Raw genomic sequence first — 23,803 nt, forward strand, 5'->3', positions numbered from 1 at the left:
GATTATGAATATATCGACATTTTCGCATAAATCTTCAAAAACAAGAAAAGATATGCCTGACAAGTGTGCAGGCGTTTGCCTTTACGAATATACCCATATTCAAGGAAAGAAAAAACGTTTTTTCATTTAGATTCTGATGCTTTTTGTTGTAAAATTGAGGCCGTCTTTTCAAAACATTTACAATTATATGCAGGAGTGTTTCCTTTTTTATGGAATACTACATTCATGTAGAAGTAAGTTACGCGGAGGTGTTTTGATGAAAAATAATGTCATTGACTTCCCTAAGCAAGTGAGCAGAGATGTTATTCTTGAAAACGAACTGGACTTGATCACCGAGATTCGGGCACTTCTCAGTGAGTTTCAAAATGATTATCCGCTGCTGATTAAACGTGCGATCCTGACACGGGTCGATCTGTTAACGAAGCAACTCGTAACGATGAATTAACAAACGTTTCTTTGGTACTCGTTCAGCAGCCCGTCAAGCTCCTGGCTGCACTGGACCGTTTCATGACTAGTAAACCCTCTGAGAAATGCCAGCCTGATCAGCTCTTCTTTTTTTGCTCCAATCGATTCTAAAAGCCATTTTTGGTGATACTCTACATTACTCACACACAATGCTCTCCTTTTCTATCAATTCCAACATAATCAGATACACAAGTGATATTATCTATAAAAAGTTGACGTTTGAGAAGAGATTCAACAAAAGAAGTGATAAAGTTACAAAACAATACAAACTTCCCTTTGAAAAGCCGCGTTATCATATGGGCTTTTGGTCATACTATTGAAAAAAGACAGGAGAATCCTTTTGAGATACGTCAAATTTATCGTCTTGTCACTGGGGTTTATTTTCCTTGCCGGCATGTGGTATTTCGAAATCATAAGCTGGTTCAAATGAAAAGCTGAAGCTAGACTTCACTTCCTCGAAAAAAAAAAGGGGCTGTCCAGAAAGTCGAAAATTGACCTTCAGGCAGCCCCTTTTTGGCTTGAAAAATCTTCAATGAAAAGTTAATTGAAGTGGAAGATGCGAGACTCCTGCGGGACTAGCGTGACAGGTGAGACTCCCGCCGGTGCTTGCACCAAAAAGTAGGCGTTCACGCCGGTAAGGCTCACCGCACGCCCCGCGGAAAGCGAGCAGCCTGGAACGGAAATCAACAGCTTACAGACTTCTTGGACAGCCCCTTTCCTTTATTATTCTTCAGTCAGGTTTTGTTTGTTGGCGGATACGACCTTTGTTAAGTCAATAAGCTGATCGGTCAGTGCAGACACTCTTAACGTAGCCAGTTCTTCTGACAGCTCCCGTTCTTCATTGAAATGAAGGGGATCAGCGACAAATTGATCCGGCAGTACAAGGCTGTATAAACCTCTCATCACCGTACGCAGGTTGTTTAATGCGTTAATTCCGCCTTTTCCGCCGCCAGCAGCCGCTGCGATGGCAACTGGCTTGTTCTTAAAATGGCCGCCGCTTAAAAAATCAAGTGCATTTTTTAAAGCCCCGCTCATTCCATTGTGATATTCCGGCGTGCAAATAAAAAATCCATCCGCTTCATCAGCCGCTTTACTCAAACCGCGAACAGCTTCATCTTCCCGCTCCGCCGTATCTCCAGTGAATAATGGAAGACGGTCTTTTCCCGCGTCGAAAAAGGACACATCTATACCTTTTTCTTTCAGAACGTTTGCTGCATATTCGGCAATGCCTCTGGTTCTTGATTCCGCAGTTGGACTGCCGTTCATAACTAAAATTTTCATGTTCATTACCTGCCTTTTAAATTTCCAAAATGTTCTTACCTGTATATATTATACTTAAATTTTGAAATAGGTTAAATATTCTGTTTCTGAGCTTTAAAGGCAGGGAACAATGTCTTCTGCACAGAGTGTTAGGCGCCTGCATACACTAGATTGTCATAAAGGCTACTTAAAACGAGAGGTGAAACGAACGTGCTACCTTATCCAGGTCCTCCTTTACCCTATCCCGGGCCATCACCCTTTTCAGGACCTCCTGGGCCTCAAGGATGGGCCGGTCCAGGCCCGGGTTATCCAGACCCGGGCTATCCGGGTCCAGCTCCAGGTGCCGGAGGTTACTACACTCCATACAATAATCCCCTGAAGTTATCGACCTTGACAGCCGTCGAGTGGTTTGTTAAACGGGGATTGACTGAAGCGCCGAAAACCTCCTATGAACATGCTTTGCGGGAGGTTGCTGCCATGGCTTATCTGTACGGAAAAGGCTACCCTCAGCAAGCCGCTTACCAAATGGTAGAATCATGGGAATTGGATGAAAAGTTTTATCCAGGCGAGAGACATGAAAATTATTGAAATGCTAGAGGATACAGTAATGTATTCTCTTTTTTTTGCGAAAATGATAAAAAGACAAGGAAGAACTCCCTGCCTTTTTAGCTATCAATCATTGCAGAAACGATGTTGCCTTATAATTTACGCCAATTCCATTTCCTCCAGCTTTGCCTGAGTCTACCACTTTAAGATAATAATCCCCTGATCCAGCGAGATTGATCACTTTTTGATAGCCTACTCCCTTTTCTGTTATCCAAGGTGTCTGGCCTACTTTTTCATCCGGGAAAAATAAATGCTTTTGCCAAAGCTCAAGTTTCAGCTTTCCGCTTCCTGTCGTCTTCTTTATCGAAATGGTCGCATAGGTGTCGTCAAACGAAACAGCAGGCGAGGACTTATCTCCTCCATTTGACCTTACTTGGACTGAGCTGGCTGCATAAACAGTGCCTGTTACCAATAAAAGGAATGCTGTTAAAAGGATAGTTTTTGCCTTCAAAACGAAATCACCTCGCGTATATGTTATTTCAACATAATAACATACGCGCGAGGCTAACTTAACTGATATTCATAAAACAGTAGGTTTATCCTATTTACTGCTTTTTTTCATTGAAATAATGGACCCCATAGGCTGAACCTTCTGAAACCATTTTTGAATCTTCATAATCGCTCGGATCAGGATGGCCGCCTTTTTCCACAGGGAGAACCTTCGTTCTATCTGAATAGTCAGGCTTAATTTTCCTCTTAATGTTTTTCAATGCAAGTTTTGTTCGAATTCTGTTAGGCTTTGATGATAACCATACGGCTGCAGCCGAAGTACCTATACCCACTAATATCCATGGTTTCATACTCATTGTTTGTTTCATATTCGAACCCTCCTTAGTGGTTTATACCCTGTTTGAAGAAGTGATAACCTGTAAAAACATTTCATTTTATTTACAAAAAAATAATTCGTTAGCCATGTGTATGAACCGATGGATATATCGGCATATTAACCATAATTAGGATATTAAGGAGGCAGAATTCGTGAAGACCATATTTTTCAACATGCTTCTTTTCCTCATTTTACTGATTACCGCCGGAACGCCGACACTTGCCAACCCGCTCAGCCAAGAAAATAATGAAAATAAAAGCGGTTCATCCATCTATGTCCTGTCACAGCGAAAAATGGATGTAACAGGTGACCGGCGCCCTGACGTAGTAACGTTAATGGGCCAAAAGGAAAAACAGGAGAATATTTACTCTGAAAATCTATTTTTGATTCTTCAAGACTCAGCAACCCATCGGTTCACAACCTTAAATTTAAATGATGGGGGATATCATCCTCACATTCAGTTCTTTGATTTCAATGGTGACCATATTCCTGAGACATACATTTCGGCTGAAACAGGCGGGCGCGGAGGAACTTCTGTCTTTCATCTAGTATCTGCAAAAAATAACCATGTGTTCGAAATTCCGGTTCCTTCTTCTTTAGGAATCAGCGGAAGATTTACAGATGGCTACAACGCTACGATTTTAGTTAAAAACACTGGAAAAATCACTTCTATTAATTTAAAAGAACGAAAACAAAAATATGATACTTCTGAGGTCTATAAAAATGGTACCCTTGTAAAACCGATCAAGGTATCCGCTAATAAATTCAGCATGCTCACACCTGTAGACATAAATGGTGATGGCATATTCGAATTGCGGGGTGTTCAGAGGATATCCGGGATCGCCAACGCAGACTCAGTTGCCTTCGCAGACTCTGTCTGGAAATTTCAGTACACACGCTGGGAGCTTGTGAGCAGCAGCGTGCATAAAGCAAACTGAACTTAACAAAAGCCAGCGGCGAAAGGTATTCTTAAATACCTTTCGCCGCTGGCTTTCCGTTTTCGTGCCGCTTGTTTTGTTGCTGCTAAAAATCACCTGAGAAGCTGATCTGCAGCGTCCGAGTCCATAATATTACCGTATATTAAGTTGGCAAATTAAAAAAGAGCGGCTCTCATTACGCTCAAGGAGCCGCCGCTTCATTAGTTTTTATCCTGGTTTTGGTGTTCTTGCTTCAAGTTTTTTATGTACTCAGTTTTCTTCTTTTCATTGTGTTTCCGCTTATTTTTGGCGAATTCATTAATGGTTTCCCGTTTCTTATCCATTGTTCATCTTCTCCTTTTGAACCAATTCTTCTATCATGGGGATTAAGTCATATCACCTGGACAATCATAATGCTGATTGTCGGTGCCGCTTTCGCCTTTTATTTTAAGCGCGAAACAGAGACATTTTTTTTCCCTCGTATTCGTCTGGGCGTTTATCGGAATTGCTGTCAAACAGACAGATTTACAAGACATTAAACTAGCCGCACTATTAGTGGCTGGCGTTCTTGCGCTTCATGTCATCTACCGTCTATTTCCAAGAAACAAGCATTTCAAACACCGCCTTCAATAAACAGCTAAAAAAATAGGTTGGTCTGCATAAGCAGCCAGCCGTTTTTTTTTGAATTTCTATTGGGAATCTCCGTAAGAAAATGGCTGATTTTTATAAAAAATCCTGTATACTTCATATAGGCATAATGAGAATACAGGAGGCCTCTATGGATAAACAAAAGTGCCCTTTTCCGGTATTTATTCCGTTAATCGTCGGTATTGTCGCAGTTTCTTTTTCTTCCATTTTTGTTAAGCTTTCTGATGCTCCCGTTTCCGTTCAAGGGATGTACAGGCTGCTTTTTACTGTTCTGTTCATGCTTCCTTTTGCAGGTAAGCAGTTCAAGCATTCGAAACAAGTTATGCCCCGTCAGTGGCTGCTACTTTTTTTGTCGGGAATGTTTCTTGCTCTTCATTTTTTGCTCTGGATGGGTTCCCTGAAGCTGACGACTGTCGCAAGCTCTACGATCATACTCGCTTTGCAGCCTGTCTTTGTTCTGATTGGGGCCTTCTTTCTATTTAAAGAAAGAACAACCGCCGCTTCGCTTGCTGGGATGGGGGTCGCCATCTGCGGCGCTGTGCTGATTGGCTGGGGTGACGTTGGCATATCGCCCGAAAATTTGCTTGGAGACGTACTTTCCCTTCTTGGGACGCTTGCAGTAGCGGTTCATATGCTGATCGGACAGCATCTTTTGCGGCGTATTCCTTCTTATTTTTATAGTCTTTCTGTTTTTGTATCCGCTATTGCTGTTTTTGCTCTTTATAATTTGGGGGCTGGCATCGCTATGGCCGGTTATTCCAAACATGATTGGACCGTTTTCTTTTTACTTGCCATTGTTCCCACCGTCTTCGGCCATGTCCTCTTTAACTGGCTGATGAAATACGTAAGTGCAACAACCATCTCTGTCAATATCCTTGGTGAGCCTGTTGGCGCGAGCATACTGGCCTATTTCATGCTGAATGAGCATATATCTGCATTCCAGGCAGCCGGAGGTTTTCTTGTCTGCACAGGGCTGTATCTATTTTTGAGAACAAACAGGCCCTCACATCCTGTAAATGATCCTGCTGTTTCTCATGGTGTATAGATGCAGAAGTTGATAAAAACCGTTAAAAGAGGTACGTTTATAGAGTTAATGCAGGTTATCGTTTCAAAATAAAAATACATAGATATATGATTTGATCAGGAGGGGACTCAAGATTGGAAAATAAAAAAGCGTTGCCAATCTTATTCTTAGTCATGTTTTTAGTGATGGTTGGATTCGGAATCATTATTCCTGTCCTTCCTTTTTTTGCGGAAAAGGTCGGAGCAAATCCGGCACAGCTCGGTTTGCTGATGGCTGTTTATTCATTGATGCAGCTTCTTTTCGCCCCTATCTGGGGAAGAGTTTCTGACAGGATCGGCCGGAAACCGGTCATGCTGATCGGAATCGCCGGACTTTCTATTTCCTTCTTTTTGATGGCTGTCTCCAGCCAGCTCTGGATGCTTTTTGCGGCACGGATTATCGGCGGCCTGCTTTCATCCGCCAACATGCCAACAACGATGGCTTATGTAGCCGATATTACGACCCCGGAAAACCGGGGTAAAGGTATGGGTATCATCGGTGCAGCTGTCGGTCTTGGATTTATTTTCGGCCCGGCTATCGGCGGTGTTTTTTCCAAGACGAGCTTGAACACACCGTTTTATCTTGCTGGAATTTCATCAATTATCACGTTTTTTCTCGTTCTTTTCGTATTGAAGGAATCACTGCCTAAAGAGCTGCGGATGAATGGACCGTCTGAACCTGGATCGAGATGGAAAGCTTTTACGGGAGCCGTATCCATTCTGTTCGTGCTTCAGCTGTTCATTTCCCTTTCGTTATCAGGACTTGAAGCGACTTTCGCTTATTTTGCTGCAAAAAAAGCTGGACTTGATACCAATCACCTTGGCTACATATTTATGATCATGGGGTTTGCAGGTGCTCTTGTTCAAGGAGGACTTGTCGGCAGACTGACCAAAAAATTCGGCGAAGGAAAAGTCATCCAGGCCGGCATTGTTATTTCTGCTGCCGGGTTTGGTTTGATCCTCCTAGTTCATAACTTTACGACGGCGGCCATCTATCTTTCTATTTTCGGGATTGGCAATGGTGTAATCCGCCCTAGTGTCTCTGCACTTTTAACAAAAACCTCAACATCAGGGCATGGCAGTGTAACCGGACTGCTCTCTTCCTTTGATTCGCTTGGACGGATCATCGGGCCTCCGCTTGGCGGCTGGCTGTTTTCTGTTGCAGCGGGACTTCCGTATATCTCAGGAATCATATTGTCCATCATCGCCCTCGTCCTTTATCAGTTTTATAGTGTGCGGGCAAAAGCCTCAATATCCGCGGCATAAGAAGCATAAAAGAATAGAAAAAGCGACAAGGAGAATTCTCCCTGTCGCTTTTTTTGATTTTTTGGCGTGCCAGGCACCGCAATTACACAAGTGTCAAAAGGCGGTGCCTGGCACCGTACATGTAATGGTAAGCGTTTTATTTTCCTTTCTGAATAAAACCTACTACACTGAAGCTATATACTTTCGTTTATATAATAGGAGGGTCACAATGTCTGTTTATGAGTATCGAGCAAAGACGATCACGGGGGAAGAAAAATCTCTCAGGGACTACGAGGGCAAGGTGTTAATCATTGCCAACACAGCGAGTAAATGCGGTTTTACTCCTCAATATAAGGAACTTCAGGCACTTTACGACCAGTACAAGGAACAAGGTCTTGAGATCCTTGGCTTCCCTTGTAACCAGTTTGCAGGCCAGGAACCTGGGAGTGAAGAAGAAATTCAGGAGTTTTGCGAATTGAATTATGGAGTGAAATTCCCCATGTTCGCAAAGGTTGATGTAAAAGGAGACAACATTCATCCTCTCTTTGCTTTCCTGACAAAAGAAGCGCCCGGCATTTTAGGCTCAAAGGTGGTCAAATGGAATTTCACAAAGTTTCTTGTTGATCGAAATGGAAACGTTGTATCCCGCCATTCTCCTCAGACATCACCCAATGATATGAAAAAAGAAATTGAATCGCAGCTTGCACAGCAATAAAAAGATTTTCCATAAAACGCACGCCCTGGAATACGGTCCAGAGCGTCGTTTTTTCTTTGCTCCAGGATTTAGGCTTGCCATCAAGGCATTCGTCCAGACCGAGTGGCTGATCCTTCATATACTGTATCGAGGATGTTGGAATAGTATTTTGAAGGAGGAATTTAATATGTATGCAAACGCACCGATTAATGTACCGATGAATGCTCCGCTAAACGTTCCTGTTGCAGCTTCTTACGGGTACGGTTATGGCGGCGGATGTCACGGATATGGCGGTTACGGCGGCTACGGCGGCTACGGTTACGGCGGCGGAAGAGGATTTGCGATTATTATCGTATTGTTTATCCTCTTGATCATCATCGGCTGTTCGTGCGGGATCGGCCATCTCGGTGGATGTGAATCCAGCAGCAGCTGCTAATTTTACTGCAGAACAAAAAGATCCAGGCGGAGGCGCCTGGATCTTTTTGTTTGGTTTTGGTTTTGGTGCCTGGCACCGTAATTACACACTTGTGTAATTGTGGTGCCTGACACCAACCATTTTAGCAGCTTCTATTCTTCATTCTTCGTCTCTGTTGATCACCATTCCATCAACATGACGTTTGCTCAAGAGCCGGTCTTTTTTTCGGTTTTCCTTGGTTTCAAAAACAATATCCATATCATATCCCTCAGGATACAGCTCGGTTCTTGAAATATGGAGGGTGAGGCGAAGCTTATGGATCTTCACCTTTTCTCCTTGGACAATCACTTCGTATTCTCCTCTTTTATCTTCTTCCGAACAGATGATGCCCGCCGTTTTTAAACTGGATACATACACCCGATCCCCCACTTCGAATGTCCGGGCTTCCGGTTTTTCTTCCGTTTTCTTTTCTGCTTCTCGTATCCTGCGGTTTCTCCCTTCTTCTGCTTCTCTTCTTTTCCTTATCATTTGCGTTTGTGCTTCTACATGCAGTAAATCGAACATAGTGCTCTCTTTCTTTTCTGAAACCTCTTTGCTCGTTATTTGTTTTGCCCTTGTGATCAGCTTTTGTTCGAGACCCAGCTTCCACGCGATGGAAAAGGCCTGGCTTTCACCAGCTTCCCCAATCTTCAGCTCATAAAGCGGCTTTAGAGATTCGAGGTCAAAAGCCATCGATGCGTTCTCAAATCCTGGAGTAAGAAAAGCAAAATCTTTAATCTCACTGTAATGGGTCGTGGCTAGAATGGAAGCGCCTCTCTCAAACAATTCTTCAAGAATGGCTACAGCCAGCCCCATTCCCTCAGCAGGATCGGTTCCTGCACCAAGTTCATCGAGGATGACAAGCGTATCAGGACCGGCCTTCTGAAGGATGGAGATAATGTTCGCCATATGCGCCGAAAATGTGCTCAGCGACTGTTCAATGTTCTGATGGTCACCGATATCTGTCAGCACCTCTGAATAGATTCCAAACTCGCTCCCCTCTCCAGCAGGAATATGAAGCCCCGACTGAACCATCAGCGTCAGCAGTCCTGCCGTTTTTATGGCTACCGTCTTTCCGCCGGTATTCGGACCCGTAATAACGAGTGCTCCATAGTTTTCACCGAGTCGGAAATTCAAAGGAACAGCATGGCTTCCGAGCAGCGGATGCCTTCCTTCATGGATAATGGTCCGTTTTTCACGATTAAGTGAAACCTCCCTGCCATCAAGGGCGATGCTGTATTTGGCTTTGGCAAAAATAAAATCATAATGAAGCATCCCTTCAATATTAACTGAGATCTCATGTTTGCAGCCTGCAACCAGACCTGTTAATCTGCCCAGCACCCTTGCTGTTTCGATGTCTTCCTCTGCCTGCAGAAGCTGAAGCTCATCCTGCAGCTTGCGGACATCTTTCGGTTCTATAAAAACGGTGGATCCGCTGGAAGAGGAATCAATGATCTGCCCATCCATGCTCCGTTTAAATTTACTTTTTACAGGGATGGCATACCTTCCGTCTCTCACCGAAATTATTGGTTCCTGAAGCATATCCCGATAGGCCGGTGATTTTAGAATATGATCCAGCTTCGCTTTGATTTTTTCCTCACAGGCCAGCATCCTCTTTCTTACTTTTTCAAGCGGCTTGCTGGCTACGTCATCCACTCTTCCGTTACGGATACAGCGCTGAATTTCAGATTTGAGGTCTTTCAGTTCAAACAGGGAGTATGCATAAGCAGACACAGTTGGTGCAAGAAATTCTTTGTCCTTCATATACCGCTGCAAACGCTCTACGTTTTCTGCAAGCCCGCAAATAAGCTGCAGCTGTTCAGGGCTTAAGAGAAGGCCTTTATCCGGAATCGTCATCACATGGTCGATCCCGTTCAAGTTCGCAATAGGAACGCTTGAAGACTTTCTAAGAATTGCTGCCGCTTCCGTCGTCTCTCTTAGCCAATTCTTAATGATTGTGATCTGTCCAGAGGGCATTAGCTCTAAAATTTTTCTTTTTGTACTCTCGTTTAATCCATACGCAGATAATGTTTCTGTAATTTTATTAAATTCGAGCATGTTAATTGTATGGGTGTTCAAAGGTAGTTGCCTCCTCATATTTTTTCGAATTGCTAATCTATAAAACAGTTCCCCCTTTCCCGGGAACAGGGCCAGATCATGCAATAAAAAAAGGCAGAAATGGACCGCCGCCATTTCTGCCTGTTATCAATTTTCGTGTGGAAGGATACGCCTCTCCATACAGCTGTCCCCTGACTTATGGAAGCTGTAAAAAGCATAAAAAAATACGCCCAAAGAGCGCGGCATCGTTCGTTGCACAAAATACGTACACGAAAATGATAATGTTGTATGCTGACCGCTGTTCTTAACTATTGGTGGCCGCAAAAAGACATCTAGAATACAACCGCTTCAAGCACGGCCTTTTTGCTCCAACTATCCAATTCGCTTAGTTAAGAACGTGAACGCTCATCCACACAACTCCCTTCCTTTTGTTACTTCCATCATATGTAAAACCCTTTCCTTTGTCAACATGATGGGTAAAAAAATCCGCAGAGAGCCGACTCTCCACGGATATTCCTGTCTCCTATTCTGCCACCGGCACCTTTTCTTTTTCTGCCCCCTTGCCGCTTTTTGACAGACGGACCGGATAGATGCTGTTCACTGGAATAAACTCATCCTCCTGTTCTAGAGGGAGCGGTCCTTCATAAAGCAGGGCAGCAAGGGAAGTATGCTGAAAACGAAGAGAAGTCCGGTCTAAAATGATTCCATGCCTTTCAATGGCTGAAACCCTTTCCTTTGTAAAATCAATTTTTTCACCGACGAGAAGGTAGGTATTCACCTCTTGTTCTTGTTTCTTAGGGCAGAGTTCCGATACAGCCGGTTTGTTTCTATATACTTCCCTAGTTTCATAGATCGATAATAAGTCTTCCACAATGGCACTTGCTGTTGCTTCTGCACCAGCTCCCGGCCCTTGCAAGGTCAAACAGCCGAGAAGGTCTGTCTGAATACGGACGGCATTGTCCACGCCTTCCACACCATACAGCGGATGATCGCTATCCACAAATACAGGCTGTACCTGGAGATCAAGTCTATCGTTTAAAAGAACGAGATGCTTCAGCCGAAGCCCCAGCTGCTCAGCCAGTTGAATCTCCTCAAGAAGCACATTTCCAATCCCCTCCACCTGCACTTCTTCCCAGGATGGCTGCACGCCATAAATCCATTTGCTCAGCACCATCGCTTTGTAAAATGCGTCCAAACCTTCGATGTCATTTGTCGGATCCGGCTCTGCATATCCTTTTTTCTGGGCCAGTTCCAGCGCTTCTTCAAACGAGGAACCTGTCGTTCTCATGTACGAAAGAATGAAGTTGGACGTTCCATTTAAAATGGCTTCTACATGCTGAATCCGATTGATTCTTAAAAGCTCCCTCAATGTTCTCAAAATCGGTATTCCTCCGCCTACGCTCGCTTCATAGACAAAACGGACACCCTTTGCGGCAGCACGCTCTGTTAATTCTTCTCCATGCCGGGCAATCAAATCTTTATTCGCAGAAATCACATGGCATCCCGCTTCAAGTGATTGTATGATGTAAGACCGTGCAGGCTCGATTCCGCCAATCGCCTCAATGACCACATCAGGCACTTCTTCCCCGATCGCCTTCTCGAAATCGGACGTCAACGGTACCCCCTTTACGAAAGGCCTTGCTTTGGAAGAATCCTTAATCAAAATACTGGACAGCTTCAGACGATGACCCAGCAATTCTTCTAAAGCACCTTTTCTATCCATGATGGATGTATATACGCCGGATCCTACAGTCCCCAGCCCCAGCAGTGCTATTTTTAATTCTTTCAACACAATCACTCCTTCTGCAAAAGTAAATTTTTTATTAGTGGATGAATGGTATCTGTATGATGGCAAAAGAAAAAACCTCTTCCTAAAGAAGAGGTCTGCAGTCCGGCCTCCTCTTATCATCCAGGGTTCTTTCCTGCAGGTAGTAGCACCTTTTCAAGTAGAATACTTGAAGGTTGCCGGGCTTCATCGGGCCTTTCCCTCCGCCACTCTGGATAAGAGTATTATCATGAGATTGAAACATGTTATGTAGCACTTTATTTTTTTAGTACAAAAAACCCCCTTATCACGAAGATAAGAGAGCTGTATGGTTCCGATCCGTCTCTTATCTCCCAAAGTTTTACCTTTGAAGGATTTAGCACCTTTTCAAGTAGAATACTTGAAGGTTGCCGGGCTTCATTGGGCCTTTCCCTCCGCCGCTCTTGATAAGCTTCATTAAATTAGTCTTACTCTATCACGGCAGACAGGAGAGCGTCAACCATTATTCAGATATTTCTGGAATCATTGCAGATTATTTTTGGTATGATAGAAACACATAAATAAAAGGGGTGGAAGGTTTGGGCAAGAAAATCGTATTCACCGGGGGAGGTTCCGCCGGGCACGTTTCTGTTAACCTGGCTCTGATTCCTTTGTTCTTAAAAGAAGGCTGGGAAGTCAGCTATATCGGTTCAAAAGGAGGAATTGAACGGCAACTGACAGAAACCATCGAAGGCGTCCGCTATTACAGCATCTCTACTGGTAAACTAAGGCGCTATTTTGACTGGAACAATTTTAAAGATCCGTTCCGTGTCATGCAAGGAGCATTTGAAGCATTTCGGCTCATCAAGACCATAAAACCAGACGTGGTCTTTTCAAAGGGTGGTTTCGTATCCGTTCCCGTAATCCTCGGCAGCCGGATGAACAAGGTGCCAATTGTGACCCATGAATCCGATCTTAGTCCAGGGCTTGCAAACCGTCTTTCACTCCCCTTCGCTAACAAAGTGTGTACAACGTTCCCCGAAACCACTGATCATCTTCCAAGGGAAAAAGCGGTATACGCGGGTGCTGTTATCCGTAAGGAGCTGCATGAAGGGATCGCAGTCAAGGGGAGAGCTTTCTGTGGTTTGACTCCTGGTAAACCGATCATCTTGATCATGGGAGGAAGTCTCGGATCAAAAAAAATAAATGAGGCCGTAAGATTAAGCCTTGACGCTCTGCTTCCCCGCTTTCAAATCATTCATCTTTGCGGAAAAGGCCAGAAGGATTCTTCCATTCTGAAAAAAGGCTACATCCAGTTCGAATATGTATCGGATGAGCTCGCAGATATCCTTGCAGCAACGGATTTTGTCATTTCAAGAGCAGGCTCTAATTCTATCTTTGAGTTTTTGTCACTGAGAAAGCCAATGCTTCTCATTCCACTCTCAAAAGAAGCAAGCCGCGGAGATCAAATTGAAAATGCCCGATCATTTGAAAAACAAGGCTATTGCGAAGTTCTGTTTGAAGAAGACCTGACTGCTGAGTCCCTTATGCAAGGCATTGAGCAGCTTTATTCAAATCAGGAAGCCTATATCAGCAGAATGGAAGAAAGCCAGCTTAGTAATGCGTTAGACCATCTGTTTTCCATCATTAAAGAAGAAGCAAAAAGATGACTTTCCCCATTCCTCCTCTGAGATGGGGAAAAGCTAGGAGAGGAAAAAGCAATAGATAAGCTTGGCCCAAATAATGCGGTGCAAGCTTTTTTATTGTGCGTCGGGACAGAAAGCTGAAATGAATGTGTCAAATCGCTGAAATAAGGATTTATGTTCAAATTCGGCTTATTTATAACAAATCCGAAATATGTTCAATAATCATAGTTCGCCCGATTATTTCTTATGGTTATATTTTCCCAGCGCAGATCTGTCTCAGACCTTCCAATGCGTGCTGTTTATCCATGCCCTGGGCAGATATGCAGCATAGCCCGGCAATACCGCGAAGCTTGCTCATACTAAGCATGCTTTTAGCGTTCATCTGGCAGTTATCAAGTTCAAAATAGATCTGGCACTCTTCATATTCGTTCGCCTTAAGAACGAGCTTGTTAATTGTCGCAGAATTCATTTTTTCCTGTAAAAAGCAATATGTCTTCATTACCTTCCACTCCTATTCTTTTTCCCTGCCATTTTAATGCACTATCATTAAGCACATGTTAAGCTGGTTTAGCTTTTATGCACACCAATGAGGATATGCGTGCACACTCGCCTTTATGTGAGTAAGAAAGAATGAATTTAGGAAAAAGGACTTGATTAGCGGTTTAAAGATATTTTTCAAGAATATGAAGAAGCTTTCCCTCGCTTTCCTTTACTTCTATTTCTGCAAAACCCATTCTGAACCAAAAAGAAAGCGCAGGGATATTCCCGCTAAGTACACCGAGACGCAAGTATTGTTTGTTATTTTTCTTTATCTCTTCTTCGCATGCTAGATAGATTTCCTTTGCAATCCCCTGTCTGTGGAAAGTGCTGTGTACCATTAAAAATCCAAGCCACGGTTTATGGTCCTTCGGATTGTTCAGAATGTACTCAACGATCGCAGCGTTGTTGCCATCCGCTTTAATCAAATAGCGTTGTCTCGGGGATCCTTCCAATCCCTTTAACTCTTCCGTCACCTCTTCAAATGTCACTTCGCCACGACCGTAAAACAGCTTATTGTAAAACGGATTGGTGTTCATGATCTCCAGTTCGTCCATAGTTTTGTCAGGACTGCTCTTCTCCCATGTCAGCACAACGTCTTTCCCCTTTTATCTGAATCCATCATAACCTGTATACTATCGTTCTTTCTAGATAAGAAAAAGCGCACCCCTTGATTAGAGTACGCCCTCCTTGCTATTTATTCTCTTTGATATTTTTTGCTTCAGTTATGTCTCCCTGATTGGCAATCGGATCAGCAAACGTTCCTTTTGGAATATCAGCTTTTCCTTTTCGCTGTTCAGCGTTTTGCTTGCGGATTTTTTCACTGTTAGCCATAACGGCACCTCCTCTTTGGTTATTACCGTAACCATTTTCGAGGAGTCTATTCTTCTATTGCTCAAAATTTATATAAGCGTTCCGTGGATCTTCCTTCTTTTTAATCATATCGGTTTCATAGAGCCAATCCGAAACCTTTTTCCATGAACGCCTGTCCTGATAGCCAAAAGGCTTCTTTCCGCTGTCCATTAAAGGCAGCAGGATCTCCAGGCTTTTCTTTTCTACGTTTTGATCCAGCGGGAATTCTTTGTTTTCATGCTTAAATAAGACATTCAGTGCCTGGTCCGGATAATCGTGTACATCCTTTTGGCCTTTTTCCAGCGCATTCCAAAACTTCTGGTAAAGCTTTCGGTTCTTTTTCAGTCCATCTTCACTGGAAACAAGAACGAGCTCATAATAATCAGGAACACCGTACTTTACAGGATCAATGGACCGTACAGGATGGCCCTCTTTATTCAAGAGAATCTGTTCATGGTTGATATACCCTCCAGATATTCCATCGACTTTGTGAGCCGCCATCGCGGGGATGATATCCCAGCCGACATCTGTCATCTTCACTTTTTCAGGATTGCCTCCATCATGTTTCACCATTGTTTTGACCATCGCTTCATTGATGGGAATAGAAGGATAGCCTACATTCTCCCCTTCCAGATCTTTGGGTGAACGAATCGAACTGTTTTTAGGAACCATCAAATGGTTTAATGGATGCCTGACCAGCGCTCCCAAGGAAACAACAGGAATATCTTCTGACCTGGAAAGAACGACCTGAGGCTGGTACGTTAATGCAAGATCGGTCCTGCCGGCAGCCACCAGTTTTAACGGATCGTTCGTTTCTGCTGGCATCTTAACATCAACCTGGATGCCTTCTTTTTTAAAATATCCTTTTTTGATGGCGTCATAAATGCCGGCATGTACTGCATTCGGATACCAATCGAGCATGATGCTGACTTTTTTAAGATCCCCTTTTCCTCCTTGATTGGCTGTGTCCCCTGAGGAACAAGCACTTAAAAGGAGAAGCAGGCTCCCAAAGAAGAGCCAGCTACTTCGTTTTATCCATTTGTTCATGTTGTACATCCTCTCTGTTAGCTTTCCATTTAAACATTTGTTTTTCTGCGAGTGCAGCTGCTCCGAACAAACACATCCCGAGCAATGACAATAGAAAAATGGCAGAAAATACTCCTTCTGCATTTAGGCTTCCCGACATTCTTCTGGAATAATAGCCAAGCCCCTCGCTGGCACCAAGCCATTCGCCGATCGTCGCTCCTACTACTGAAAATACAGCGGCGAGTTTTATCCCTGAAAAGAAAGCCGGAAGCGCCATTGGCAGCTGCACCTTTTTGAAGACCTGCCATCTCCGTGCTCCCATGGAACGCAGAAGATCCACATAATCTCGGTCATGATGGTTCAAACCATCATACGTGCTGACGACGATGGGAAAGAAGGCAATCAGTACGGTAACCGCCACTTTGCTCCAGATGCTGTAGCCGAACCAAAGGACAAAGATCGGAGACAGTGCAATGATCGGTATCGTCTGGGAGATCAAGACCGCAGGATAGACCATTTTCTGTACAGATTTGAAAAAAAACATGGCAACAGCAAGCGAAACACCTGCAACGGCTGCGATCAAAAAACCGAGGATGGCTTCCTTGAATGTCGCCCATGTATGTCCTAGAAGAACCTCTTTGTTTTCAAAGAGCGAAACGAGGATACCTGTAGGGGCCGGCAAAATAAACGAAGGCACCCTGTCTGTCCTCACAAGCCATTCCCATAGTACGAGCAAGACGGCGGCAGCAGCCAAAAATAAATAATAGTCTTTAAAAAATCGTTTCATGCTGTTCATTTGTAATTCTGCTCTCCAATTTATTGATTAATCCCACCATCTCATTCGTTAATACTCTATTTCTCGGCCTCGGAAGCCGAATCATCACCTCTTCTGTTTCGCCAGATGGATGCAGCAAGATGATTCGGTCACTTAAAAAAACCGCTTCATGAAGATCATGTGTAACCAAAAGAATGGTTTTGTTTAAATCCTTCCATAGGGAAGAAATCCATTCGTGCATTTCCTTTTTAGTCATCGCATCTAAAGCACCGAACGGTTCATCAAGAAGAAGTACTTCTTTTCCAGTCAGCAGGGTGCGGAGAAAGGCTATTCTTTGCCGCATCCCCCCTGAAAGTTCATGCGGATAAGCATTCCGGTAATTCCACAGTCCTACTTTTTTCAGCCATGAATCCCCCTCTTCTACTTTCTGTCCCTTCTGGTTCTGAATCTCAGGAGCAAGAAGAAGATTTTCCATGACCGTACGCCAAGGCAGAAGCAAATCCTTTTGAGGCATGTATCCCGCCGCTCCAGGATAGACTGGCTTCTCATGTACGATAATCTCTCCCTGATCAGGTTTCTCCAGTCCACAGGCAAGCTTGAGCAGGGTACTTTTTCCGGTTCCACTCTTGCCGATGATCGATACAAATTCTCCGGGCGCTGCTGCAAAATTGATGTTCTTGAGAAGCGGGAGGGCTTGTTTTTGCTCCGTAAAAGAATAAGATACATTCTTAAAGATTATTGACATAAAAACTCTCCTTCAAAAGGTGATTACACCGGCCATCCATGACCGTAATACACCATATCCCAAAACATGAATTCAAAGCGCGATGTGGTCAGGAAATGCTCCTCTAGCACCGCCAATTCCTGTTCTGTCATATCTTTCGCCAACTTGTTCAGTTCAACAATCAGCCACTGTGCAAGTGCACCGAACTCTTCTGATGCATACATCTCAATCCATCGGGTATACGGATGCTCTGCGAGGCTTCCCGCTTCCCTCTTTAATAGCGTTCCGATCTCGTGGTAGCTCCACATGCACGGCAGCAGGCATGTGATTAACTCAGCAAGTGTTCCCTGCTGGGAGGCGTTCATCATATAGCGAGTGTACGCAAGGTTAATTGGAGAAGCTTGCTCAGCCTCCAGTTCCTCGGGCTCGATGCCGATTTCATGGCAGTACTCGCGGTGAAGATCCATTTCTGTATTCAATGTTTCATGAAGCAGGCTTGAAAACCAGCTCATCGTCTCTGTATCCTTGGATTTTATCGTCCCTAACGCAAAGAGCTTTGCATAATCCTTTAAAAACACATAATCCTGTTTCATGTAATAAGCAAAGCGCTCTTTAGGCAAGGAACCATCTTTAATACCCTGAACGAACGGATGAAGATGAGTATGCTTCCAGATTGGTTCCACGTTTCTGTGTAATCTATCTGTAAATCGTTCTTCCTTTAACTTTGTCATGGTTTATTGCTCCTTTCTGTATTGCACCACTTTGCAATAAATCCGGCGAGAACCTTTGAATGCTCCAGCAACTGTTTAAGCCTCACCTTTTCATTGACAGCATGGGCTTCGTTCAGCTCTCCCGGGCCATAAATAACATCTGGAATTCCCGCCTGTCCAAGCCACCCCGCATCTGTAACGGTCGGCGACATCGAAACAGCAGCTTTCTGTTCTGAAACGGCATCATGCTGTTCTTTCAGTACTGCCAATGCTTCATGATTGTGATCAACATTAAGTGCAGGAAAGATTTCACCCTTCTCCTCAATCATGGATATTCCTCCCCACTTAAACAGAGGCAGGTTGTTTTTTAGCCATGGATCGGCCATTGCTATAGCAATAATGTGCTCCTCAATTTCTTTTGCAACATCTTCATACGTCTCATTCGGGTAAAAATGAACAGTAACCCAAAGTTTGCATTCATCAGCGATAAATGCAGCATTCCTGCCTCCTTCAATGACAGAGGGATTGATGGTCGTGCTTCCGAACGGGAAGTTTGGATATGTTTTGGTTACTGCCCAATGCCGTTCAAGTTCCTGCAGCCCTTCTATAATCTTCATCATTTTTTCAATGGCGCTCGCTCCTATTATTCCGCCGCCTGCATGAATCATCCGCGAGCGAAGGCCATCATGAAAGGTCTCTTTACTTTTTATCGTGATCCAGCCGGTGATGACCCCGCCTTGTCCATGAATCTCAAGATTGGACGTATCAGCCACGAGCGCAAAGTCAGCTTTCATTCCCCGATCTATACAGGATTTGGTACCCGCTTCCCCGGCTTCTTCGCCGGTTACTGATTGAAAAAAGAGGTCCCCTTTCAGCTTGATCCCCAGCTCATGAAGAAGCTGAAGAGCAAACAGAGAAGAGGCCATGCCTCCCTTCATGTCTGCTGTACCCCGTCCATAGAGCCATCCATCTTCCTCCATCAGCACAAACGGCGGATACTTCCATTGCGTTTCATCCCCGACAGCTACGACATCAATGTGGCCGTTAAGAAGAAGGCTTTGATATTCCTCTGAGGCATCTCCTTGTTTTGATCCTGCGACAATCTTGTCGCCAGGAAACAGCTCCCACTCCTCCGTCTTAAATCCAAGGCCAGAGAGGATGGATTTCACGCAGCTTTGTGCCTCTTCTGTGTTTCTTGCAGGAGGACTGACCGTCTGAAAGGCAACGAGCTCTCTTAAAATCTCAATCAGCCTCTCCTGTCTCTCCTCCGCTAATCTATTAATCTTCTCTTGTAATCCGCTCATGGCAGCCTCCTTTATCTTTTATCTGGTGCCATTTATCTGGTGCCAGGCACCAGTCTTTAAATACTTGTGTAACGGCGGTGCCTGGCACCGTAGAAATCTACGCAAAAAAGCCGCCTTCATGAGAGATGGCGGCTGAGGTTTTTGCTGAGGTCATCTATTCTGAATCAGCTTGTTGCTTCAGAGCGCTTCCCTCCGCTGGTATAATCCAGATCAGGTTCCAAGGGTCTAGAACACAAAGGTTCAGTCTCAGCCGCACGGCCCCCCTAGCAGATTGCTATTTCATTATCCTATTAAACTGTAATAGAGATTTTTCGCTTCTGTTATATCTTTCGTGCCATGAATCAGTACGCGTCCGTCCTTGAAAAAGACAAGCCGCTGTTCTTCTTGATTGCTGTATGAAAGCAGATAAGGGTTCTGTTCTACTTTCCCGCCAAGCCGCGACAGGGACAAAGAAAGCTCATCCAAATCCCTTTCTCCCTTTTCCGAAGGACGGATCTGGACGGTGTTCCTTCCGCAGAGCACAGCTGTCTTCGTCTGATTTTCAGGATTCAGATGCGGATACTGAGGATGTTCTCCACAGGAAGGACAGTCCGTTTTTTTTAGCTTTTGGACATCCATCGCCAAATAATGATTGTTCCATACATCAAAGGAAACCAGTTTGTTGCGGAGTGCAGCGGTGTTGCCCGTCAGCAGCTTCAGTGCTTCAGACGTCTGGTGAGCGACAACCATTTGGACAACAGGCGCAATGATTCCCGCCGTATCACACGTTGTTCCGCCCATCGGCACCTTCTCCAGGAGACAGCTTAGACAAGGGGTCTCCCCGGGTAAAATCACATAACTGAGTCCGTAGCTTCCAACGCATGCGCCGTAAATCCAAGGAATCTTCTTCTCCTGGGAGATGTCATTGATCAGCAATCGCGTATCAAAATTATCTGTCGCATCAATGATCAGATCGGCAAACTCCGTCAGTTCCCTCAGTTCTTCAGCTCCTGCATCCAAAACAAGGCCCTCTACGTGGATATCGGAATTAACCTGTTCCAGCCGTTCTCTTGCAGCAACCGCTTTAGGCATCCGGTACTTTGCATCTTCCTCGCTGAAAAGCTGCTGACGCTGGAGGTTGCTCCATTCTACATAGTCACGGTCAGCAATCGTGATCCTGCCCACACCCGCGCGGGCAAGAATTTCTGCATTGCCCGTACCGAGCGCACCCGCACCGATAATCACAACATGTTTATCAGACAAGAGATCCTGTCCCTCTTCTCCTATAGGCTCGAATAACATCTGCCTGGAGTAGCGATCATTCATTAAATACTCATTCCCTCCAGCGGACTGCTTGCCGCTGCATACCTTTTCTTTGGAATTCTTCCCGCTTCATACCCGAGACGGCCGGCTTCAATGGCAAGCTTCATGGCCTCGGCCATTTTTACTGGATTATCGGCCCCTGATACCGCTGAATTCAGCAGTACTCCATCAGCCCCCAACTCCATGGCCGCCGCCGCATCAGCCGGTGATCCGATGCCCGCATCTACAATCACTGGTATATTGGCCTGCTCAATAATAAGGCTTATGTTTAACGGGTTGATGATCCCGAGGCCAGATCCAATGGGGGAAGCTCCGGGCATTATGGCATGCACGCCAAGTTCCTCTAATTTTTGTGCAAGAATGACATCATCTGAAGCATAGGGCAAGACCGTAAACCCCTCTTCCAACAGCATTTCTGAAGCCCGCAGCGTTTCCAGCGGATCAGGCAACAGAGTTTTAAAATCTCCTATCACTTCTACCTTTATCATATCACATAGCCCCGAAGCTTTTGCCAGCTTCGCGATTCTAACCGCCTCTTCTGCCGTTTTCGCACCCGCCGTGTTCGGCAGAAGCGTAAAGTTCTCTGCCTCCAGCTTTTCTAAAAAGTTTGGCTGGTCAGGATCAAAAATGTTCATCCTTCTTACGGCAAATGTAAGGATTTCCGTGCCCGACACCCTTACTGCCTCTTTTTGGACATCAAAATCAGGGAATTTACCTGTTCCTAAAAGCAATCTGGAGCGAAATTCATAGTTTCCAATCTTCAGCATAACCTCATCCTCCTCCTACAAAATGTACGATTTCTATTTTGTCACCATCTGCTAAACGCGTTTCTGCGTGCTGGTTTATATCCAAAATTTCTTGATTCAATTCAACGATTGCCCCTTTGCCGGCAAGCTTTAACTCTCCCAAAAGTTCCTGGATTGTACGGGCTGAGGCTATATCTAAGGCTGTTCCGTTAACCATCAGTTTCATGAGACTCATCCTTTCATCTTTTCATAGGCAAACCGGTCTGGCGCAAACTCTTTTAATCTTTCTTCCTGCAGATTTCCGATCAGCAGCTCTGCCATCCATCGCCCTGTCAGCGGACTGAGCAGGATCCCATTGCGAAAATGGCCTGCCGCAATGTACAAGTCTTTATGGTAAGGATGTTTCCCCATGTACGGGAGGCCATCAGGAGTTTGCGGCCGAAACCCTGTCCATGCCTTCTCCCATTCGCCCTCTTCGATAGCAGGAAGGACTTCACTCGCTTTTGTCAGCAGTTCCAAAACTCCCTTTGCTCTGACCTTTCTGTCGTATGTACCTGCCTCCATTGTTGCTCCGATTACGAGCCTGCCTCCTTGCTTAGGGACGAGATAGCATTCATCTGAGATAACAGTTGATGTAATGACCGGTTCTAAAAAGGTTAAAGAAAGACACTCTCCCTTTACTGGAAAAAGAGGCATGTGCAATCCGGTCTGGGCCGCCAGTTTCCCTGTCCAGACGCCTGATGCGAGCACTGCCTTCTCTCCGAAAAACATACCCGCGCTCGTTTGGATTCCAATCCCTGACCGGCCCATTTCGAATCCGGCTGCTTCGGTATAATCTAAAAAATCAGCTCCAAGCATTGCTGCCGATTGGGCAAAGGCTTTCGTCAATTGAGATGGATTGACCTGGCCGTCTTTCGGCAAATACATTGCACCTTCCAATCCGCTGGACAGCTTCGGCTCCATTTTCAAAAGCTCCGATCCGCTGATCCACTCTGCCGGCTGGCCGTTATCGTTGTGAAAATCAATGAGTTGCTGCAATCGGAGGCTTTCCTTTTCATTTTTTGCCGCTTTAAACAGCCCTTTGTCTATAAACTCAATGTCAATCCCGCTGATTTCCTTCAGTTCCCTGTTTAACTCAGGAAAAAGACTCCTGCTCTCACGGGCCATCGTGTAGAGCGGCCCTGCCTCATTCAGTTCTGCCTGCGCTCCAAGCATTCCTGCAGCGGCCGATGAAGCTTCACTGCCTATTCGGTTCTTTTCAATCACAAGCACGGTATACTCTGTATGTTTGCGCAAATAGTAAGCAATGGCACAGCCGATTATCCCCCCTCCAGCAATGATCACATCATAGTGCCTGGGCATTATGACATCTCCTCCTTCTTAAGTGCTTCCGCATAGCCTTTCGCTTCTAAACCCGGATCTGCCGCCGACCAGATCCCCGACATGACGGCGATTCCTTTTGCTCCCGCTTTTATGAGTTCACTAGTATTACTTGGTGTAACTCCTCCGATGGCGATAACTGGAACAGTGACCGCTTCAGCAACCTCCCGCAATTGATCCAGACCCCGCGGCTCGCTCCCTTTTTTGCTTCCTGTTTTAAAAACGTGTCCGTAAAACAAATAATGAGCTCCTTTTTCTTCAGCATAGAGCGCTTCATCTATGGAATGAACGGATTGGCCGATTCTCAGCCCGCTAAAATAGCGGTGTACGATTTCAGGATCAAGACTGGAGCCTTTTAAGTGAACGCCTTCAGCTCCCGAAGCAACGGCTACATCCACACGGTCATTGATATAGATCTGCTCCCGGCCCAATCCTGCTCTCTTCAATCTCTCTGCCAGATTAAAAATCTCACTGGCACCTTTGTCTTTTTCCCTGATATGTATGCATGTCACATATGGAGCCAGGATGGATGCGGCCGAGATGATTTCGTCAGGCTGCTTCCTTCCATTCGTCATTACATGAAACTCGAATTTCCCCATCTTGCATCCTCCTTTTCTCCATGCAAAAAAGCCACCCTTTTCGCAAAGAGTGGCTGATTATCTGTTTTCTAATCAAGAGCAGCTGTATGTGTCATACAGTGCAGATTCCACTTCCCTACGCTGGCATCATCCAGATCAGGTTCAAAGGGTTTAGAACAGGTTGTTCAGTCTCAGCCGGCAAAGGCTCCCCCAGTGTTGCTAATAGGTATTTAATTAATTTCAT

At 44.9% G+C, this 23,803-nt stretch carries 29 protein-coding genes and 4 riboswitches; of the genes, 8 read left to right on the plus strand and 21 right to left on the minus strand.

Going from position 1 to position 23,803, the window contains the following annotated elements:
* Window positions 1-256 precede the first annotated feature (256 nt).
* The gene (locus AR335_RS12825) at window positions 257-445 is read left to right on the plus strand and encodes a hypothetical protein (RefSeq protein ID WP_053355398.1); all 189 of its coding nucleotides are present in this window, start codon (window positions 257-259) and stop codon (window positions 443-445) included.
* Here AR335_RS12825 and AR335_RS12830 read toward each other — a convergent pair.
* From AR335_RS12830 to AR335_RS12835, 3 genes are all read right to left on the minus strand, one after another.
* Window positions 442-609, minus strand: a complete 168-nt coding sequence (locus AR335_RS12830; RefSeq protein WP_234293264.1) for an aspartyl-phosphate phosphatase Spo0E family protein — start codon at window positions 607-609, stop codon at window positions 442-444. The two genes, AR335_RS12825 and AR335_RS12830, sit on opposite strands and share 4 nt — an antisense overlap.
* A 396-nt stretch (window positions 610-1,005) precedes the next feature.
* Window positions 1,006-1,152, minus strand: coding sequence for a hypothetical protein (locus tag AR335_RS24070; protein ID WP_156418804.1), 147 nt, complete (start codon window positions 1,150-1,152; stop codon window positions 1,006-1,008).
* Window positions 1,153-1,188: 36 nt separating this feature from the next.
* Window positions 1,189-1,746 carry an NADPH-dependent FMN reductase gene (locus tag AR335_RS12835; RefSeq protein ID WP_062236298.1) on the minus strand — a complete coding sequence of 186 codons (558 nt, stop codon included), beginning with the start codon at window positions 1,744-1,746 and terminating at the stop codon, window positions 1,189-1,191.
* 189 nt (window positions 1,747-1,935) lie between these two features.
* Between AR335_RS12835 and AR335_RS25530 the strand changes: the two genes are divergently transcribed.
* On the plus strand, window positions 1,936-2,313 hold the full coding sequence (locus AR335_RS25530) for a hypothetical protein (protein WP_369795819.1): 378 nt from the start codon (window positions 1,936-1,938) through the stop codon (window positions 2,311-2,313).
* 88 nt (window positions 2,314-2,401) lie between these two features.
* Here AR335_RS25530 and AR335_RS12845 read toward each other — a convergent pair whose 3' ends face one another.
* Both AR335_RS12845 and AR335_RS12850 read right to left on the minus strand, forming a co-directional pair.
* Window positions 2,402-2,782 (minus strand): hypothetical protein, encoded by a 381-nt coding sequence (locus AR335_RS12845; RefSeq protein ID WP_062236302.1) that lies wholly within the window; start codon window positions 2,780-2,782, stop codon window positions 2,402-2,404.
* A 94-nt stretch (window positions 2,783-2,876) separates the two neighbouring features.
* On the minus strand, window positions 2,877-3,149 hold the full coding sequence (locus AR335_RS12850; protein WP_053355402.1) for a LapA family protein: 273 nt from the start codon (window positions 3,147-3,149) through the stop codon (window positions 2,877-2,879).
* Window positions 3,150-3,309: 160 nt separating this feature from the next.
* On the opposite strand from AR335_RS12850, the gene AR335_RS12855 reads away from it, so the two are divergent.
* Window positions 3,310-4,095, plus strand: coding sequence for a hypothetical protein (locus tag AR335_RS12855; protein ID WP_053355403.1), 786 nt, complete (start codon window positions 3,310-3,312; stop codon window positions 4,093-4,095).
* Window positions 4,096-4,295: 200 nt separating this feature from the next.
* On the opposite strand, the gene AR335_RS25210 is transcribed toward AR335_RS12855, so the two are convergent.
* Window positions 4,296-4,418 (minus strand): hypothetical protein, encoded by a 123-nt coding sequence (locus AR335_RS25210; RefSeq protein ID WP_255357576.1) that lies wholly within the window; start codon window positions 4,416-4,418, stop codon window positions 4,296-4,298.
* 434 nt (window positions 4,419-4,852) lie between these two features.
* Here AR335_RS25210 and AR335_RS12860 point away from each other — a divergent pair, with 434 nt between their 5' ends.
* From AR335_RS12860 to yjcZ, 4 genes are all read left to right on the plus strand, one after another.
* The gene (locus AR335_RS12860; protein ID WP_062236305.1) at window positions 4,853-5,767 is read left to right on the plus strand and encodes a DMT family transporter; all 915 of its coding nucleotides are present in this window, start codon (window positions 4,853-4,855) and stop codon (window positions 5,765-5,767) included.
* A 113-nt stretch (window positions 5,768-5,880) separates the two neighbouring features.
* A complete protein-coding gene (locus tag AR335_RS12865) occupies window positions 5,881-7,050 on the plus strand; it encodes an MFS transporter (protein WP_082683483.1) in 1,170 nt (389 codons plus the stop codon).
* A 208-nt stretch (window positions 7,051-7,258) separates the two neighbouring features.
* On the plus strand, window positions 7,259-7,744 hold the full coding sequence (locus tag AR335_RS12870) for a glutathione peroxidase (RefSeq protein WP_062236308.1): 486 nt from the start codon (window positions 7,259-7,261) through the stop codon (window positions 7,742-7,744).
* 196 nt (window positions 7,745-7,940) lie between these two features.
* Complete coding sequence (gene yjcZ, locus AR335_RS12875; protein WP_062237094.1) at window positions 7,941-8,159, plus strand: sporulation protein YjcZ; 219 nt, start codon at window positions 7,941-7,943, stop codon at window positions 8,157-8,159.
* A gap of 138 nt (window positions 8,160-8,297) precedes the next feature.
* Here the strand turns inward: yjcZ and AR335_RS12880 are convergent, their stop codons facing one another.
* Window positions 8,298-10,256, minus strand: coding sequence for an endonuclease MutS2 (locus AR335_RS12880; RefSeq protein ID WP_062236310.1), 1,959 nt, complete (start codon window positions 10,254-10,256; stop codon window positions 8,298-8,300).
* A 502-nt stretch (window positions 10,257-10,758) separates the two neighbouring features.
* Complete coding sequence (locus AR335_RS23175; protein WP_082683532.1) at window positions 10,759-12,024, minus strand: homoserine dehydrogenase; 1,266 nt, start codon at window positions 12,022-12,024, stop codon at window positions 10,759-10,761.
* A gap of 110 nt (window positions 12,025-12,134) precedes the next feature.
* Window positions 12,135-12,243: riboswitch (SAM riboswitch) on the minus strand.
* A gap of 100 nt (window positions 12,244-12,343) precedes the next feature.
* Window positions 12,344-12,453: riboswitch (SAM riboswitch) on the minus strand.
* Between the two features lie 125 nt (window positions 12,454-12,578).
* On the opposite strand from AR335_RS23175, the gene AR335_RS12885 reads away from it, so the two are divergent.
* On the plus strand, window positions 12,579-13,649 hold the full coding sequence (locus tag AR335_RS12885) for an undecaprenyldiphospho-muramoylpentapeptide beta-N-acetylglucosaminyltransferase (protein WP_062236312.1): 1,071 nt from the start codon (window positions 12,579-12,581) through the stop codon (window positions 13,647-13,649).
* Window positions 13,650-13,875: 226 nt separating this feature from the next.
* On the opposite strand, the gene AR335_RS12890 is transcribed toward AR335_RS12885, so the two are convergent.
* From AR335_RS12890 to AR335_RS12945, 13 genes are all read right to left on the minus strand, one after another.
* Window positions 13,876-14,124: an HPr family phosphocarrier protein gene (locus AR335_RS12890; protein WP_053355410.1), complete on the minus strand. Its 249-nt coding sequence runs from the start codon at window positions 14,122-14,124 to the stop codon at window positions 13,876-13,878.
* A gap of 163 nt (window positions 14,125-14,287) precedes the next feature.
* Window positions 14,288-14,755, minus strand: coding sequence for a GNAT family N-acetyltransferase (locus AR335_RS12895; RefSeq protein WP_062236316.1), 468 nt, complete (start codon window positions 14,753-14,755; stop codon window positions 14,288-14,290).
* 100 nt (window positions 14,756-14,855) lie between these two features.
* Window positions 14,856-14,996: a hypothetical protein gene (locus AR335_RS24075; protein ID WP_156418961.1), complete on the minus strand. Its 141-nt coding sequence runs from the start codon at window positions 14,994-14,996 to the stop codon at window positions 14,856-14,858.
* Window positions 14,997-15,050: 54 nt separating this feature from the next.
* Window positions 15,051-16,061, minus strand: a complete 1,011-nt coding sequence (locus AR335_RS12900; RefSeq protein ID WP_062236319.1) for an ABC transporter substrate-binding protein — start codon at window positions 16,059-16,061, stop codon at window positions 15,051-15,053.
* Window positions 16,036-16,836 carry an ABC transporter permease gene (locus AR335_RS12905; RefSeq protein ID WP_062236322.1) on the minus strand — a complete coding sequence of 267 codons (801 nt, stop codon included), beginning with the start codon at window positions 16,834-16,836 and terminating at the stop codon, window positions 16,036-16,038. Before AR335_RS12905 ends, AR335_RS12900 begins: the two co-directional genes overlap by 26 nt.
* Window positions 16,811-17,560, minus strand: coding sequence for an ABC transporter ATP-binding protein (locus AR335_RS12910; protein WP_053355414.1), 750 nt, complete (start codon window positions 17,558-17,560; stop codon window positions 16,811-16,813). The genes AR335_RS12905 and AR335_RS12910 overlap by 26 nt, the downstream gene beginning before the upstream one ends.
* Before the next feature lie 23 nt (window positions 17,561-17,583).
* On the minus strand, window positions 17,584-18,270 hold the full coding sequence (gene tenA, locus AR335_RS12915; RefSeq protein ID WP_062236325.1) for a thiaminase II: 687 nt from the start codon (window positions 18,268-18,270) through the stop codon (window positions 17,584-17,586).
* Entirely contained in the window at window positions 18,267-19,553 is a 1,287-nt protein-coding gene (locus AR335_RS12920; protein ID WP_062236328.1) for an acetylornithine deacetylase, read from the minus strand. The genes tenA and AR335_RS12920 overlap by 4 nt, the downstream gene beginning before the upstream one ends.
* A gap of 170 nt (window positions 19,554-19,723) precedes the next feature.
* A riboswitch (TPP riboswitch) is annotated at window positions 19,724-19,828 on the minus strand.
* A gap of 7 nt (window positions 19,829-19,835) precedes the next feature.
* The gene (locus tag AR335_RS12925; RefSeq protein ID WP_062236332.1) at window positions 19,836-20,858 is read right to left on the minus strand and encodes a thiazole biosynthesis adenylyltransferase ThiF; all 1,023 of its coding nucleotides are present in this window, start codon (window positions 20,856-20,858) and stop codon (window positions 19,836-19,838) included.
* Window positions 20,858-21,622, minus strand: a complete 765-nt coding sequence (locus tag AR335_RS12930; RefSeq protein ID WP_053355418.1) for a thiazole synthase — start codon at window positions 21,620-21,622, stop codon at window positions 20,858-20,860. The genes AR335_RS12925 and AR335_RS12930 overlap by 1 nt, the downstream gene beginning before the upstream one ends.
* 4 nt (window positions 21,623-21,626) lie before the next feature.
* Window positions 21,627-21,827 carry a sulfur carrier protein ThiS gene (gene thiS / locus AR335_RS12935; RefSeq protein WP_062236334.1) on the minus strand — a complete coding sequence of 67 codons (201 nt, stop codon included), beginning with the start codon at window positions 21,825-21,827 and terminating at the stop codon, window positions 21,627-21,629.
* 5 nt (window positions 21,828-21,832) lie between these two features.
* Window positions 21,833-22,963: a glycine oxidase ThiO gene (gene thiO, locus AR335_RS12940; protein WP_062236337.1), complete on the minus strand. Its 1,131-nt coding sequence runs from the start codon at window positions 22,961-22,963 to the stop codon at window positions 21,833-21,835.
* A complete protein-coding gene (locus tag AR335_RS12945; protein ID WP_062236340.1) occupies window positions 22,963-23,580 on the minus strand; it encodes a thiamine phosphate synthase in 618 nt (205 codons plus the stop codon). Before AR335_RS12945 ends, thiO begins: the two co-directional genes overlap by 1 nt.
* Before the next feature lie 95 nt (window positions 23,581-23,675).
* A riboswitch (TPP riboswitch) is annotated at window positions 23,676-23,781 on the minus strand.
* Window positions 23,782-23,803: the final 22 nt, after the last annotated feature.

This window comes from Fictibacillus sp. FJAT-27399 (assembly GCF_001510655.1).
Taxonomy (GTDB): Bacteria; Bacillota; Bacilli; order Bacillales; family Fictibacillaceae; genus Fictibacillus_C; species Fictibacillus_C marinisediminis.